We start from the raw sequence: 15,253 nt of genomic DNA on the forward strand, positions 1-15,253 counted from the left end.
TGCAGGAGCGGAGCGCCGTAGCGGACCGCGTTGCCGAGAAGTTCGCTGACGATGAGCTCATCGGTGAACCGCCTTTCACGGCAGCGGCGCGACCCCGCCCGGTGGGTTGCTGCCAAATCTCAGCACCGCGTGGCGCCCGTGGACAAGGCCCTGAGCGCGGCTTGATGACCCAGGTCAAGCCTCGCTCACAACCCTTTCTGCGACTGGCGCATACGGCGGGGTCGACGCTGGGAATGGCGACTGTTTGGACAGTGCGGCCCGGTGCAGCGCTGGCTGCTGTCCCCTGTCATCCGATCTTGCCCCCGTACGGTGCCCTGACCTGTGCAAAGACAAAGTCGGTTGAGGCGTGGATGCCTCACCATCTCGCTTGATGTTGTTGGCCAACAGCGCTTCCACGTCAGAGGCCGTCGCACAGCGACGCATTGACTTCGCCTCGGCTTCCCGGCCCGGACACCAGGGGAGGGGAAGCCAGCCGAGTACCCGACCCGGACGAAGGCGGCGTACGGGCACTGCGAGGCTTGGCGCAATACCGCGTCATCGGTGCTGCGGGCGCCATTCGAAGAGCAGGATGGTCAGGTCGTCCCGCAGTTGGTTGCGCTGGTAATCGAGGATGGCGTGGATGAGCAGCCGCAGCACCTCGGCCGGGCGCTGTCCGGCGGCGTTGGAGCGGATGATGAAGTCAGTGAACCGGTCGAGGCCGAACTCCGAACCGTCCGCGTCGCGAGCCTCCACGACACCGTCGGTGTAGAGCAGGACGCAATCGCCCGGTTCCAGGGTCGTCTCGTGGACCTGCCGGGCTGCTGGGGCGAGTGGGCCGGCCAGGCCGATCGGCGGCTGTGGGGGGCTGTCCAGCGCTCCGGCGAGCACCCGCTCGGCACGGATCAGCAGCGGTGGGGGGTGACCGCAATTGACCCAGCGCAGCACCCCGGTCTCGGCATCGAGCCGACACAGCACGCCGGTGCAGAACTGGTCGGGCAACCACTGGGCGAGCGCCCGGTCGACGGAGCCGACGACGTCGGCCAGGTGGCCACCGCCGCGGCGGGCGTTGCGCGCCGCCGCCATGGCGACCGACGTGGTCAGGCCGGCGGTCAGATCGTGACCCATGGCGTCGAGGATCATGGTGTGCAGGATGTTCTTGACCACCGAGTGGTCGAAGGCGTCGCCGGCGATGTCGTACGCCGGTTCCATCATCGCGGTCGAGACGCACCTGGTGCTGCCGATGGTGCGGGGTGGCAGGAAGGCCCGCAGCATCTCGGCGGGCAACTGCATGGTCGCGGTGCGGGTACGGGCGGCGAGCCAGTCGCTGTAGGCGCGTTTGGAGGTGATCAGCATGGCGAGGAGGTGGGCCAGCATCCGGGTGCGGCGCATCCGTATCCTGTCGAGCGAGGCGGTCCGCACCGCCAGCACGCCCAGCCGCTCCGCACCGTCGACCAGAGGCATCCAGAGGATCAAGCCGTCGTCGGCCTCGGCCAGCCGCGGGGAGACCGTGCGGTACGCCCAGCCGGCCGACGAGAGGTCCACCGGCAGCGGCTCCAAAGCCTCGTCGAGTGGGATGAGCAGCCGTTGTTGCAGGTCGACGAGGTAGATCAGCGCGGTGTCCAGGCCGAGGGATGAGGCGCACCGGTTCGCCAGGGCGGGCAGTTCGACCGGCAGGGCCGTCTGCGCCTCGATGATCAGCTGTTCCAGCCGATTCTCGTCGATGGCGGTGTCGGGACCGGAGGTCGCGTGTGGCGGGACCGACACGGGGATCACCCCTTCCGTGCCCAGTCTCACACCGACCCCGTCCTTTCTCACGTCAGGCAAGCCCGTAACGAGGGCGAGAGCGGCGGCCAGAGCGGTCGGCTGAGCTCGACCAGGCCCACCTCATGCGCCGGCCGTGTGATCAGCCGGCCCGGTATCAAGATCACCGATCTACCGCCACAATCCGGTCCGAATCCTCCGCGAGGGCCAACTGGGACTCTCTCATGTGAACCACCGGACACCCGAAGGCACAGTGCGGGCCCTTCCTCCTACTGCGCCTGACAAAGCCGCGATCTGCGTGGCCTTCGACGGATTGACAGAGGCTGCCGACCGATTCGTACTCGTGGCCGCCATCGAAATGATCGCTTGACCGGATGGTGCCAGGCGGCCTTCTGCTGGACGTTGGCCATCCGGATGGCCTGTTCGCTGTTGTGGTGTCGAAGGGCACCCGCCAGTCGAAGGCGAACGGGAGCACCTGGTCGTGTTCGGTGTCGAGGCGGGCGAGCAGGTTCGCGACCCTGCCCCTTGCGGCGCGGTTCGCCGGGGCCCGGGGTGGGTGCAGAGTCCGTCCGGCGGTGATTTCCCCGGAGCGGGCGGTGGGGCGTTCGAGGGCGCCCTAGGCCTGCCCGGTTCGCGGCGAGTTGTCTTGCTCACCCAGTGGACCGTTGCTAAGCCTTGGGCACTCAACTCTAGGGAGCACGCTGTGCATCAAGAGCCTCCTCTTCCCGCTCCTCCGCGTTCACGTGCCCGAGCATTCATCTGCGCCGTCGCGGCCATCGCCCTCGTGACGCTCACCGCCGAGGCAAGTCCCCCCGACGCGGACACCCGGACCGCGGCGGACCCGGCAGCCGTGGTCCGCGAGTGGAACGCCATCGCCACCGACACGATCAAGACCAGCCTTGGCCCCCGCCCCTCCGGGCAGGTAGCGATCTGGGAAGGGTTCGTCTCCGTCGCCGTGTACAACGCCGTGGTGGGGATCGAAGGCGGCTACGCCCTGTACAAATGGCGCGAGCGCGGTCCGGCCAAGGCATCCTCCGCGGCGGCCGCCGCCACTGCGGCCCACGACGTGCTGCTCACCTGCTTCCCCGCGTTCAAGGAGCGGCTCGACACCGCCTACGCGGACTCGCTCGCCGCTCTTCCGGCCGGTCAGGCCAGAGACCGGGGCGTGGACTACGGAAGGCGCGCTGCCGCCCGCATCATCGAACTCCGGGAAGGGGACGGCCGGTTCGCGGACGTTCCTTTCACCGCTTCCCCGGCACCGGGGGTCTGGCGGCCCACCCCGCCCGCGTTCCAGCCCTTCATCGACACCTGGCTCGCCAGGCTCCGCCCGCTCCTGCTCGCCTCCCCACAGCAGTTCCGCCCCGGCGGACCACCCGCCCTCTCCTCGACCGCTTACGCCGAGGATTTTCAGGAGCTGAAGGCCATGGGCGCGAAGACCGGCTCGGGCAGGAGCGCGCAGCAGACCGAGACCGCCCTCTTCTTCAGCGGCAACCTGGTCGCACAGGTCCAGACAGCCGTACGAGACCACGCCGCCCGGCACCGGCTCGGCATCGCCGAGACGGCCCGGCTGTTCGCCGCGGTGAACGCGTCGGCGACCGACGCCGTCGTCACCGCATGGGACGCCAAGCTCCACTACGGCTCCTGGCGGCCGATCACCGCCATCCGCCTCGCCGACACCGACGGCAACCCCGCGACGACGGCGGACCCGGCCTGGGAGCCGCTGCTCATCACCCCACCACACCCGGACTACATCGCCGGCCATACGACCGTCACCGCTGCCGTGGCACGCGCCCTGACCGGCGTCCTCGGCACCTCGCACATCGACCTCTACGTCCCCTCCGAGGTCACCGGCACCACGCGGTTCTACGGGTCCGTCGACGACCTCAACCGGGATGTCATCGACGCCCGTGTGTGGGGCGGCGTCCACTCCCGCACGGCGGACGTAGCCGGCTGCCGGGCCGGCACCCACGTGGCCGCCTGGGCGCTGGACCACTACTTCCAGCCGGTCGCCAAGGACCGCACCCAGCCGTCCCCGCCGACACGAACGGCTCGGCAGGACAGGCTCGCCGAGCCGCAGTGCGGCGACGACAGCGACTGAACCACAGAGCCGAAGGGGACCCGGCGTCGAGCCGGGTTTCACATCCTGCCTTGAGCACTGGATCACGGGTAGACCTTTCCCTGGCAGGGGTCGGCCACTTCTGACAGAGACCGAGCGGGGACGGGGCGTGCGTCCTCCACGGCAAGTGCGACTCGGGCGGCCCGGAGTGGCTGCTTGGGGACTACGACTCGAACTGGAGCAGCGCGCCCGGCAGCTCAGCGGGGGCACTCCAGGGAAAAGGCTGTGAACGCGCCTTGATGACCCAGGCACCGCCCGGGTTCCCTCGGTGTGCAGAACCGGATCCTCCCCGCTTCCAAGTTGACCGACCCGAATGGAGAGATGCTCATCTTCGGCGAGGAAGACCAGGGAGGGTTCTTCTGGTCGCTGTTGTGGACGCTTGACGGCCTCGAAGCCGATCCGACGGTCTGGTTCCTTGAGTACGACGAACCCCCGATCGCCGAGCAGGAACCACTCAGCGGCTTCCTCATCCAGTTCTCCCTGTACGAGGCTGCGATGGGCGCCGACTACAACAGCTTCAGCGCCTGGGCCGGCGCCACCCACCTCGGCGCTCTTGGCCGATACCGAGGTCGAGTGGATCCGGTTCGACGGCTGACATCGCGTAGCCGCACCGATGCCTTCGCCAGAGGACACCGACAGGGGGCTGTGAACGCGGCTTGATGACCCAGGCCAAGCCGGTCTCACAGACCTTTGCGCATCAGCCGCACCAAGTCGCCCCGAGCCCGACGTCGGCCGCACGACCATTGTTTTCTGCAGGAAAGGGACCGCGAAGACCTCCTGAGAGTAAGGAGGCCGTCACCCCGAGCACCCCTGTGACACTTGTGATGCTCAATCCGATGTGTGATTCGTGGGGAAGGTGCATACAACTGGTGCAGTTGATGCAGACGTTGCGAATGATGTGACCTGCAACGTTGCGAACTTCACCCTCATACGACAGACAGTGACGGTTTCCTCACGCGATATTCGCGCAAGGCGCCGTCTGATCGCGGAGGTTCCGAGTGCGACCGTTCACCCTCAACTACGCCTTTCCCAGAAGGCTTCCTGCCGTGGTGACGCCGTACAACTTCGACGAGTCGCGTCAGTTGAACGTCCTTCCCGACGGCCGCCCGGCCGTCAGTGACCCGGACCTTCTCCTGGCGGTCGGCACGACGACATCCACCGCCGGTTCCCAGACCCACTTCGACGACTGACGACCCGTAACCAAATGACCGTACTGATCCTCACGTCCGAAGAGGACGTGACCGCCGACATCGTGGTGGCCAAGCTGCACGGGATGGGGACACCCGTGATGCGGCTGGACCCAGCCGACGTGCCGGGAAAGGCCGTGTTGTCCGCCGACTACGCGCACGGCGACTTCGACGGCCACCTGTCGGTGAACGGGCATGTGCTCAGCATGGGAGGCCTGCGCTCCGTGTGGGTGCGCAGGCCAGGCGAACCGGCCGGGCACGCGGCACGCCCCTCACCGTGGCTGACCGCCGAGACCCGTCAAGCGCTGTTCGGCATGCTCCACTCCGCCTCCACGCGATGGATGAACCATCCGCGCAGCGCCGACCTGGCCCGCCTGAAACCATGGCAGTTGAGGGTCGCTCACCTGAGCGGCTTCGCCGTACCACCGACCGTCTTCACCACCGCCCCGCGCCTGGCACAGCAGTTCGCCGAGGAGCACCGGGACGTGGTGGTGAAGTCCGCGTCGGGACCGCCGCCCGGTGACCCCCCGATGGCCCTGCCCACCACTCTGATCGGCCCCGACGCGGACTTCTCTGCCGTCGCGGCCGGCCCTGCGCTGCTGCAGCGGTACATACACAAGCGGGCCGACATTCGTCTGACCTGTGTCGGCGTCCAGATGTTCGCCGCGCGGAAGACGGCCGAGCCCGGCCAGGTCGACGGGCGCTACGGCGACACCGGGCACGCCTGGGAGGTGGTCCCGGTGCCCGAACGCGTCGGAAAGTCGGTGCATGACTACGTCGCCCTTGCCGGACTGGCGTACGCCGCCTTCGACTTCGCCGAGGACGAGGAGGGCATCTGGTGGTTCCTGGAGTGCAATCAGGGTGGCCAGTTCGGCTTCGTCGAACTGGAGACCGGGCAGCCGATCTCGGAGGCGGTCGCTCTGTGGCTGTCACAGCGCAAGCCCGATCGCCGTGTTCCCGGGAGCCACTGGTGAGGCGGCCCCGCGGCGAGCCGACGCGCCGCGTTCGCTACCCGCAGCGAGGCCCCCTCGGTGACGTTCACTCGACGAAGCAGCACATCGAGGCTCCGACGCCCGTAATCATGAGCGCCACGAGGGTGAGGAGCAGGAGCAGCGGGAAGCGGTGGACCGAAGTGGGCGCCGGGTCATGCCGGCGATCACCCGTCCGCCTTCGCGACACCGATCGGGTAGGAGACCCCGGTGCCGACGGTCCTGTGCTGTCATGTGACCCGCGTTGGCTGTGCCTGTGCAACGAATGGAGTACTTGTGGGAGCGTCCAGGTGGATTTATTTCACCGATGAGGGTGGTAACGCCCAGGCCGCACTGGACCAGCTCCGCGAGCGGGTGTTCCAGCAGTCCTGGCGTCATCAGGAACCGGCGCTGGACACACTCGCTGATCTGATGGAGAGCGGAATTCTGGAAGAGGAGGGGGGCACGCATTCGGTCATCGATGTGGACCGCGTGATCGAGACGGACGACGTCGATGACGAGGAGGACGGCACCGTGAGAATGGTCGTGCCTCACGAAGTACTTGAGTACTTCGGCGAGGAGAAGCCGACACGCGATCTCATTGAACGTGTGTACAAGACCTCGGCATCGGATCTTCCTCCCATGTTCCGCGGGTCCGGCTGTTGCGCCCCGGTTTACGACCCTCAGGGGAACCAGGTGGAGTGGGTCTTCTGGGGAATGACGGGAGACTGACCCGTGCTCAGCCGGTCCCACACCACGATCAGCGGGGCCCTGAGCAGGTGGTGGGCGCCGTCGAGCAGGTGGATGCAGTCACTCTCGCCGAGCGAGCGGCGCTCGCCCTTGCGGCCGGTGTGCCGGCGCAGCCGGTAGCACGGACGGGCGGGCAGGCCTGGCCTGTTGCACAGCAGAGCTCGGCCGGTCTCCGGCCTCGGGATCCGCTGGATGGTGCCGAACCCGGCGGCCGCCCGCGGTCCGCCTTTGACATCTCGCTACCGGTGTTCGGGGTTTTCGTAGTCCCGGCGGCAGCCGGCGTCCCAGGCGATGCGTTGGTTGCCGTAGGCGGGAATGCCACCCAGGTCCTTCAACGCCCGGGCCAGATGCAGCAGATTCCAGGTCATGAAGGTGGTGTTGCGGTTGGTGAAGTCGTTCTCCGGACCGCCCGAGCCGGGATCGAGATACGACGGGCCCGGGCCCGCCTCGCCAATCCAACCGGCGTCCGCCTGGGGCGGGATGGTGTACCCCAGGTGCTGCAGGCTGTAGAGCACGTTCATGGCGCAGTGCTTGACGCCGTCCTCGTTGCCGGTGATCAGACAGCCGCCGACACGGCCGTAATAGGCGTACTGGCCCGCCTCGTTGAGCAGGCTGGAGCAGGCGTAGAGGCGCTCGATCACCTGCTTCATCACGGAGCTGTTGTCGCCCAGCCAGATCGGGCCGGCCAGGACGAGGATGTCGGCCGCCATGACCTGCTGATACAGGTCCGGCCAGGCGTCCGTCTCCCAGCCGTGCTCTCTCATGTCTGGCCACACGCCGGTGGCGATGTCGTGGTCCACGGCCCGTATGACATCGATGTGCACTCCCTGGGAGTCCAGGATGGTGGTACTCCGGTCGATCAGGCCCTGGGTGTTGCTTGTCTCCGGGGAGCGTTTGAGGGTGCAGTTGATCACCAGGGCCCGCAGGTCGTCGTACCTGGCCGGCGGTGCGTCGGTGTTGGGCGACGTAGCGGTCACACGGTCCTCCCAGAGCTCTGCCACCGCACTGTGCACGGCGACTCGTCGACTTCGCCCAGCGTGCGGGCCGACCTCAGCAGCCGCCACCACAACGCCTCCGAATGGCCCCGGCGTCCGCGCCCCGGTCGGCGGCCGACGAGTGGCCGGGGCAGGCGGGCATGCCTACGTTCGTCTCATGAGTACCGAGGGCGTGGCCGAGTCGCGGAACACGGCAGCAGAGGAGGACGTCGCGCACCTCTTGGTGCGCTGCCTGCGGGCCGAGGGCGTGGAGTACGTCTTCGGGATTCCCGGTGAGGAGAACATCCGCTTCGTCGACGCTCTGAACGGCTCCGGGATCCGGTACATCCTGGTGCGACACGAGCAGGCTGCCTCGTTCATGGCGGAGATCTACGGGCGGCTGACCGGCCGGGCCGGAGTGTGCTCGGCCACGCTGGGGCCTGGCGCGATCAATCTGCTGCTCGGCACCGCGGACGCCATGACCAACAGCGCGCCGATGGTGGCCCTGGCCGCACAGGGGTCGCTGCGCCGCATCCACAAGGAGTCGCACCAAGTCATCGACCTGGTGTCGATGTTCGCCCCCGTCACCCAGTGGGCGGCCCAGATCGCGTGTCCGGACGCGGTGCCGGAGATGACGCGCAAGGCGTTCAAGACCGCGCAGAGCGAGCGCCCCGGCGCCGTGTTCCTGGCGGTGCCGGAGGACATCGAAGCGCAACGACCCGCCGAGCCGCCGGCACCCCTGCAGGTCGACGTCGTGCGCCCCGACGCACCGTCGCCCTCCCAGGTCGCGCGGGCCGTCGAGGTGCTCGCCGCCGCGCGGCACCCTGTGGTGCTGGCGGGCCACGGTGCCGCCAGAGCCGGGGCCTCGGCCGCCCTGGTGCGGTTCGCCGAGCGGCTGAACATCCCGGTCGCGACCACGTTCCACGGCAAGGGCGTCTTCCCCGACGATCATCCGAACGCTCTCGGCGCGGTCGGCTTCATGCGCCACGACTACGGCAACTTCGGCTTCGACGCGGCCGACGTACTGATCTGCGTGGGCTACGAGATCCAGGAGTTCGACCCGGTCAAGATCAACCCGAACGGCGACAAGCGGATCTTGCACCTACACCGTTTCCCCGCCGAGGTGGACGCCCACTACCCGGTCGCGGTGGGCGTCAGAGGTGACCCCGCTCAGGCGCTGGACGCCCTCGCGGCGGCACTGCCCGAAGGACTCACCTACGACTCGGGAAGCAGCGAGAAGATCCGCACCCTGCTCGACGAAGAACTGCGGTATGGACGCGACAACGACGCGTTCCCCCTGGCGCCGCAGCGCGTCGTGACCGATGTGCGCAGTGCGCTGGACCGCCACGACATCGTGCTCGCCGACACCGGCGCCGGAAAGATGTGGATGGCCCGCCTCTACCCCACTTACGAGCCGGACACTTGCCTGGTCTCCAACGGCCTGTCCACCATGGGGTTCTCACTGCCGGGCGGCATCGCCGCCAAGCTGGCCCGGCCGGACCGGCGAGTCCTGGCGATGATGGGCGACGGCTCGTTCCTGATGAACTCCCAGGAACTGGAGACCGCGATCCGTGAGCGCGTCCCGCTGGTCGTCCTCGTCCTGGTGGACCAGGAGTACGGCCTGATCACCTGGAAGATGGAACTCGAACTGGGTCGCCACAGCCACACCCGGTTCACCAACCCGGACCTGGTCGCCTACGCCGAGAGCTTCGGCGCACGCGGCTACAGGATCGAGGCGGCCGACCAGCTTCTGCCTGTGCTGCGCCGTGCCCTCGACGACGACACTGTCTCCGTGATCGCCTGCCCCGTCGACTACTCCGAGAATCTGCGCCTGACCGACAGACTGGGCAGTCTCCACGGCCCGTTCTGACCTGACGGGCCCAGGATCCGAAATGTGCGGTCTCTGTCCCTCATGGCGTCCGGCAGCCGTCTGCTTCATCCCCAGGCCGAGCACCTGTTGGCTTCGCTTCCTGAGACGCGGGCAGCCCGGGCGCGCCGCCGCTATCCCGCGGCCAGGGGAGCGGCGTTGAGTTCGCGTACCAACTGTGGGGTGAGCAGTTCGCCGGCACGGTCGGCGAGGACGGCCATTTCATAGCCGACCAGGCCGACGTCGCAGCCCTCGGCGGCGAGGACGCCGAGGCAGCTGCCGTCGCGGATGCGACCGACCATGAGGAAGCCCCCGAGCATTTCGATCATGACGAGCTTCATGCCGTGGAAGCCGTGCGTCGTCGCCGCATTCTGGGAGAGGCTGGTGATGCCGGAGACGACGGCGGCGAGGTGATCGGCGCGATCTCGGCCGAGGCTGTCCGAGGCGGCCATGAGGAGGCCGTCGGAGGAGACGGCGACGGCATCGGTGACGCCGTCGGCAGTGCGTACGAACTCCGAGATGAGCCACCCGAAATTCTGGACAGCGGTGGTCACGATGACGCTCCTTGTTTGCTTTGGGCCTCGGCACGGGCGACGCCTGCTCGGAAGCCGTTGAGCAGGGAGGAGACAGCGGGCCTGACGGGCGGGGGTGAGGTGGAGGGGCCCTCCACGGGGGCGAGCAGGCGCCCGGGGAGGGCCAGGAGTGCGGACAGTCCGCCACCGGTGGTGTCGAAGAGGTGGACTTGGGTGCCGTCACCGAGGCGGTGGGCGAGCCGGCCGACGACGAGGTGGCCGAGGACCCGGGTGGGCGCGGCGAGGAGAGCCTCCTCGCCTGTGCCGGAGAGGCGGGCGTTGGCCCGTTCCTTGTCGGCTTCGGACATGCCGATGCCGTGGTCGACGACAGCGATGCAGTACGCGTGGTCCTCGGCGTCGTGCCAGCCGTGCACCTCGACCGGTTCGGTCGGTGGCGAGAACGTCAGCCCGTTCTCGATGAGTTCGGCAAGGAGGTGGGCGACATCGGCGACGGCGTGCCCGCGCACCCGCACCGGCTCCACGGTCGCGATCAGGACCCGTCGGTAGTGCTCCACCTCGGCGACGGCGGACTGGACGACTTCCAGGCCGTCGGCGGGTGCTGCCGTGGGCCGCGGTGGATTCTGCCCGGCCAGGACCAGAAGGCTTTCGGCGTTGCGCCGCATCCGGGTGGCGAGGTGGTCGAGCTCGAAGAGCTCGGCGAGGGCGTCCGGGTCAAGTTCCTGACGTTCCAGGCGGGTGATGAGGCTGAGCTGACGGCGCACGAGGTTCTGGTTGCGGCGGCCGAGATTGGCGAGCGATTCAGTGGTGTTACGGCGCAGGCTGGCCTGCTGGGTGGCCAGGTGGAGGGCGGTGTGTTCCACCTGGTGCAGGGACGCTGCGACCTCGGCGATCTCCGCCGCGCCGCCCAGCAGCCGTGCATCGGGGTTGTCCGGCGCGTCAGCCGGTGGGAGGAGCTCCACGTGGTCGGGTGGGGACTGCTGGATACGGGCGACGGTTGCGGGCAGCCGGTGCCGTGCCACGTCGTGGGCGGCTGCGGTGAGCGCGCCGAGGGGGCGCGTGAGGGAACGGGAGGCGAAAGCGGCGAGGCCCGCGACGAGGGCGGCCATGAGCGCTCCCGCGACGAGATAGGCGGCGAGGCCGGTCTCGGCGTCGTGGCTGAGCCGGTCGGCCCGGTCCCTTGCGTCGTCACCGACTGACTGCTGGACGGCGTACAGGTCGTCGACGAGTACGGTCATCGCATCCCACCAGGAGCGGGCGTCGGCGCGCATCGCGGAGCCGTCGGCGGCGTCTTCCGCCCGGTTCTCGTAGGCGGTGGCGCGTTCGGCGTCCTCGGTGGCGAAGGCGTTCTTCACGGCCGCGCGCTGGGGTGCGGTGGCGGTCTGCCTATAGCGGGCGAGGGCGGCGAGGCGCGTGGCACGTACCTCGGTGAAGGTGAGGTACTCGCGGTCGTGGAAGCCACCTTTGGCGAACACGCCGTTGAGGAGGCCGCGTTCGAGTGCGACTGATTCCTTGGCCGCGGCCAGTTCTCGCAACGCCGCCAGATCGTCATGCAGTTGACGGTCGGTGCCAGTCGTGGTTTCCGCTACCGGGTCGACGGCGTTGAGGGCGTCGACGGCGGTGGTGTAGAAGGTCAGGGTCGCGGCCCGATCCGCGCTGCCCTTGTCGGCAGCGGCCCGGATGTCGGCAAGACGCTGCAGGTGCCGCTGGATGACATCCTCGACGGCGCTTTCGGGGCGCATTCCGCGCAGCGCTGTGTCAACGCGCTTGCGCGTAGCGGTGAGCGGTGAGCGGAACTCCCCCTCACCTCCCAACAAGCCATTGGTGAGGCCGCGTTCGCGTTGCAGCTGGTGCACCAAAGCCTGGATGCGCAGGCTGAGGCCAACCTCGGAACGGGTCGTCCGGGCGTCACCGAGCGCCTCGGCGCGCCCGTACACGGCGAGGCCGGCCACCGCCAGCAGCAGGCAGATCGGGACCGTGATGACCACCGCCACACGGCCCCTGATGCTGCGCCAGCCGGGCATCGGCCGACGGCCCGGAGACGTCAGGCTTCCACTGCGGCGGCGCCCTGAACTGCCCCTGCCTAAACCGCTCTTGCCGATTGCGCCGAGCCGGCTGAGTACCGACCGTACTGGCGTGCACACCCTCATAATCACGAAACTAGTCCGACCGCGGCGGCGGCCGGTTTCCGACCTGTTAGGCCGCGCGGGAGATTCAGTTGCGCCGCCCTCACACGTCGGGCCGAGGGACTGTGACCGCGGAGGACAAGACGTGCGGTCGGGGGCAGAGTTAGGTGACGTCAGGCACCGCCCGCAGCCCAGCACACCAGGGGCCGTGGTCGGCGTACGGCGTGGCCCAGCGCATGAAGGAAGAAGCCAGGCTGAGAAGCGCAAGAAACGCCGCCCCAGCTGACATCCACGAGCGACATCTACTGGCGAGGACCGGTCCTTCTGCGCAGTGGCGAAGGCCCTGAGCTGGGGATGTGCAGGTGTACTGGGTGGGAGCTGCGGTTGATCGTTCAGCCAAGGTGAGCATCACAGGCCGTCTCGGTGCCGCGGTGTGCGCCTGACGTGCAGTAATGCCTCTCTACGCCGTGGAGCGCCCGCCTCCCGCGCTGGACGATTCGTTGCCCGCGCTCCAGCGGGGGACAATGGGACTCCCGGGCCGGGAGAGGTGGTGGCGGTGCCCGCATGGCATCTGCGCGACTATCACGACGACGACCTTGACCAGGCGATCCAGATCTGGGACCAGAGCCGCCAGGCCGACGAGGACCCGGTGTTTCCGGTCTCCGAGGTGATGGCCGCGGCCAAGGCCGGTCAGGCGGCTGTGGTCGCCGTGGTCGGCGACGAGATCGTCGGAATGGCTGTGGCTCAGGCGCAGGGCAGGCGAGGGTGGATTCTCCTGGTGGCGCTCGCCTCCCGATGGCGCGAGCGGGGGATCGGCAGTGCTTTGCTCACTGAGCTGGAGCGGCGCCTGCGGGCACTGGGCGTGCGCCACATCAGCGCGCTGATGCCCGCGGGCGTCGCCGGGACGAAGGCTCTGGAGAACTCCGGCTACCAGTTCCGCGGCGACCTGACCTACTACGAGAAGCTCGAACCGCCGGGTACCGCCAACGCCGACGTTCTCGCGGCGCTGGGCGGCCGCATCCTGCCCGCGGGGCTCTGGGACGCCATGGCGGGCATGGAGCGGGAGAAGCAGGTCGTCGAACGTCGTGTCGTGCTCCCGCTGACGGAGCCGACGCTGGCCGACCAGTACGGTGTCGTCCCGCCCAAGGCGGTCATCCTGTTCGGCCCACCCGGCACCGGAAAGACCAGTTTCGCCAAAGCAGTCGCCTCGCGGCTCGACTGGCCGTTCGTGGAGCTCTTCCCGTCCCGGCTCGCCGCCGACACGAGTGAGGGGCTGGCCACGGCACTGCGGGACGCCTTCGCGGAACTGGCGGAACTGGACTCGGTCGTGCTCTTCATCGACGAGGTCGAGGAGATCGCCGGCGCGCGATCCGGGAAGGCGGTCGATCCCGGGCACGGGGTGACCAACGAGTTGCTCAAACTCATCCCCGTCTTCCGCGAGCACGATGCGCGGCTCCTGGCCTGTGCCACCAACTCGGTACGCTCTCTCGACGCGGCCTTTCTGCGACCCGGACGGTTCGACTACGTCATCCCCATCGGCCCCCCTGACCCGACCGCCCGTGCAGCGATCTGGGCCCGCTACCTGAGGGCCGCCGCCGACTCGGTGGACCTCACCCGGCTGGTCGGGGCGAGCGAGCTGTTCACCCCGGCCGACATCGAGTTCGCTGCCCGCAAGGGCGCCCAGGCGGCCTTCGAACGCGAAGTCACGCAACGCCAAGGCCGACCGGCCACCACCGAGGACTACATGACCGCCATCGCCGACACCCGGCCAACGCTCACCGCACGGGCGATCGAGGAATTCACCGAGGACATCGAGAAGTACAGTCGGCTCTGAAAGCGATCCCGCCGCTTGGCCGACGTCAACAGCCACAGGCGTCAGTCGGCATTCCTCGGTGATTGGGCCAGGTCATCGGGCCGCGCCGGAGAAACATGGCCGCCGACCTCTGCCACCAGCAGCCCCTGGCGCACAGGGTGACGGGGCAAGGGCCGGAGCCCCTGGAAGGGGCTTGGGCGCACGCGCCGGCGCTCATCGGCCGGCCCCGCCCACGGCCTGCCGCCGGGTTCACCGCCCTCCGGGGGCCTCGATGGCAAGCACACGATCGCGCAGGACAGGGAGTTCGGAGCGGATCCGGGCAACTTGGGTCATGTCGAAATCCACCGTCACCGTCTCCTCTGCGGTGCGGGCCTCGCCCAGGACGGTTCCCCAGGGGTCGATAACCGTGCTGTGTCCTGCCTGCTGCACACCGCCATGGGCACCTGCCGCGCAACAGGCCAGGAGGAAGACCTGCTCCTCCAGGGCCCTTGTGCGAGTGAGGAGCTGCTAATGGCTGAGACGGGCCGCGGGCCATGCGGCGGGCACCACGATCAGCTCCGCGCCCGCATCGAGCAGGCCCCGGAAGAGTTCGGGAAAACGGAGGTCGTAGCAGATGGCGAGGCCGATCACACCGAAGTCGGTGGGCACGGTCACGATGTCGGCGCCGCCGCCCATCATGGTCGCCTCGCCGGTGTCGAAGCCATATCGGTGGATCTTGCGATAGCTGCCGTGCAGCTCGCCGGCCCGGTCGAAAAGGAGAGCGGTGTTGTACAACGTCCCGTCCCCGTCCCGCTCGACGATCGATCCGGCATGGAGCCACGCCCCGGCCTCCCGGGCAGCGGCGGACATGACCTCGGCAGTGGGGCCATCGACCCCTTCGGCATCGCGCCCCCAGCGGTCGTACGACCAGGCACCGGCCGTCCACAGCTCCGGCAGGACCACCAGATCGTCGCCCGTGCTGCCGCGGACCAGCGAAGCTGCCCTGTGACGGCGCTCGTCGGCGGAGTCCGACGAGTCCACGGACAGCTGTATCAGCGAGGCACGCATGGCTGTCACCTCCGAGACCGTTTCGGCACGGTCCAAGGGAACCCGTTCTTTATCAGCGTAGGAAACAACATGTGCATCTCGCGTCCCGTGGGAGGAAAGCGCCCGGCGCCCCTCGGGGCCGCGGTCTGACGGCAC

11 protein-coding genes and 2 pseudogenes are annotated in these 15,253 nt (G+C 68.7%); 7 read left to right on the forward strand and 6 right to left on the reverse strand.

Annotated elements, in window-relative coordinates; all coding sequences use genetic code 11:
* Positions 1-534: 534 nt before the first annotated feature.
* Positions 535-1,752, reverse strand: a complete 1,218-nt coding sequence (locus tag IEY95_RS47740) for a PP2C family protein-serine/threonine phosphatase (RefSeq protein WP_373294695.1) — start codon at positions 1,750-1,752, stop codon at positions 535-537.
* A 772-nt stretch (positions 1,753-2,524) separates the two neighbouring features.
* Here IEY95_RS47740 and IEY95_RS47745 point away from each other — a divergent pair.
* From IEY95_RS47745 to IEY95_RS47765, 5 genes are all read left to right on the forward strand, one after another.
* Positions 2,525-3,838 carry a vanadium-dependent haloperoxidase gene (locus tag IEY95_RS47745; RefSeq protein ID WP_189192611.1) on the forward strand — a complete coding sequence of 438 codons (1,314 nt, stop codon included), beginning with the start codon at positions 2,525-2,527 and terminating at the stop codon, positions 3,836-3,838.
* Positions 3,839-4,177: 339 nt separating this feature from the next.
* Complete coding sequence (locus IEY95_RS47750; RefSeq protein ID WP_189192612.1) at positions 4,178-4,516, forward strand: hypothetical protein; 339 nt, start codon at positions 4,178-4,180, stop codon at positions 4,514-4,516.
* 338 nt (positions 4,517-4,854) lie between these two features.
* On the forward strand, positions 4,855-5,046 hold the full coding sequence (tgmA, locus tag IEY95_RS47755; protein WP_189192613.1) for a putative ATP-grasp-modified RiPP: 192 nt from the start codon (positions 4,855-4,857) through the stop codon (positions 5,044-5,046).
* Between the two features lie 14 nt (positions 5,047-5,060).
* A complete protein-coding gene (locus tag IEY95_RS47760; protein ID WP_189192614.1) occupies positions 5,061-6,017 on the forward strand; it encodes an MvdC/MvdD family ATP grasp protein in 957 nt (318 codons plus the stop codon).
* Positions 6,018-6,242: 225 nt separating this feature from the next.
* Entirely contained in the window at positions 6,243-6,743 is a 501-nt protein-coding gene (locus IEY95_RS47765; RefSeq protein WP_189192615.1) for a hypothetical protein, read from the forward strand.
* Here the strand turns inward: IEY95_RS47765 and IEY95_RS51165 are convergent.
* Positions 6,737-7,032, reverse strand: a pseudogene (locus IEY95_RS51165) (IS630 family transposase); the annotation flags it as partial. The gene IEY95_RS47765 and the pseudogene IEY95_RS51165 overlap by 7 nt on opposite strands.
* Positions 7,001-7,738 (reverse strand): flavodoxin family protein, encoded by a 738-nt coding sequence (locus IEY95_RS47770; RefSeq protein ID WP_189192616.1) that lies wholly within the window; start codon positions 7,736-7,738, stop codon positions 7,001-7,003. The pseudogene IEY95_RS51165 and the gene IEY95_RS47770, both read right to left, overlap by 32 nt.
* A gap of 175 nt (positions 7,739-7,913) precedes the next feature.
* Here IEY95_RS47770 and IEY95_RS47775 point away from each other — a divergent pair, with 175 nt between their 5' ends.
* Positions 7,914-9,605, forward strand: a complete 1,692-nt coding sequence (locus tag IEY95_RS47775; RefSeq protein ID WP_229703855.1) for an acetolactate synthase large subunit — start codon at positions 7,914-7,916, stop codon at positions 9,603-9,605.
* A 131-nt stretch (positions 9,606-9,736) separates the two neighbouring features.
* Here the strand turns inward: IEY95_RS47775 and IEY95_RS47780 are convergent, their stop codons facing one another.
* Entirely contained in the window at positions 9,737-10,156 is a 420-nt protein-coding gene (locus IEY95_RS47780) for a roadblock/LC7 domain-containing protein (RefSeq protein WP_189192617.1), read from the reverse strand.
* Complete coding sequence (locus IEY95_RS47785) at positions 10,153-12,126, reverse strand: sensor histidine kinase (protein WP_229703856.1); 1,974 nt, start codon at positions 12,124-12,126, stop codon at positions 10,153-10,155. Before IEY95_RS47785 ends, IEY95_RS47780 begins: the two co-directional genes overlap by 4 nt.
* A 679-nt stretch (positions 12,127-12,805) precedes the next feature.
* Between IEY95_RS47785 and IEY95_RS47790 the strand changes: the two genes are divergently transcribed.
* Positions 12,806-14,092, forward strand: coding sequence for an ATP-binding protein (locus IEY95_RS47790; protein WP_189192619.1), 1,287 nt, complete (start codon positions 12,806-12,808; stop codon positions 14,090-14,092).
* 228 nt (positions 14,093-14,320) lie between these two features.
* Here the strand turns inward: IEY95_RS47790 and IEY95_RS47795 are convergent.
* A pseudogene (locus tag IEY95_RS47795) lies at positions 14,321-15,118 on the reverse strand (carbon-nitrogen family hydrolase).
* Positions 15,119-15,253 lie beyond the last annotated feature (135 nt).

Source organism: Streptomyces albiflavescens (assembly GCF_014645835.1).
GTDB classification, from domain to species: domain Bacteria; phylum Actinomycetota; class Actinomycetes; order Streptomycetales; family Streptomycetaceae; genus Streptomyces; species Streptomyces albiflavescens.

Bases quoted from the DNA above. Each gene is read 5' to 3' on its own strand.
- IEY95_RS47760 (WP_189192614.1), top strand. From the start codon at position 5,061: ATGACCGTACTGATCCTCACGTCCGAAGAGGACGTGACCGCCGACATC.
- IEY95_RS47750 (WP_189192612.1), top strand. From the start codon at position 4,178: ATGCTCATCTTCGGCGAGGAAGACCAGGGAGGGTTCTTCTGGTCGCTG.
- IEY95_RS47775 (WP_229703855.1), top strand. From the start codon at position 7,914: ATGAGTACCGAGGGCGTGGCCGAGTCGCGGAACACGGCAGCAGAGGAG.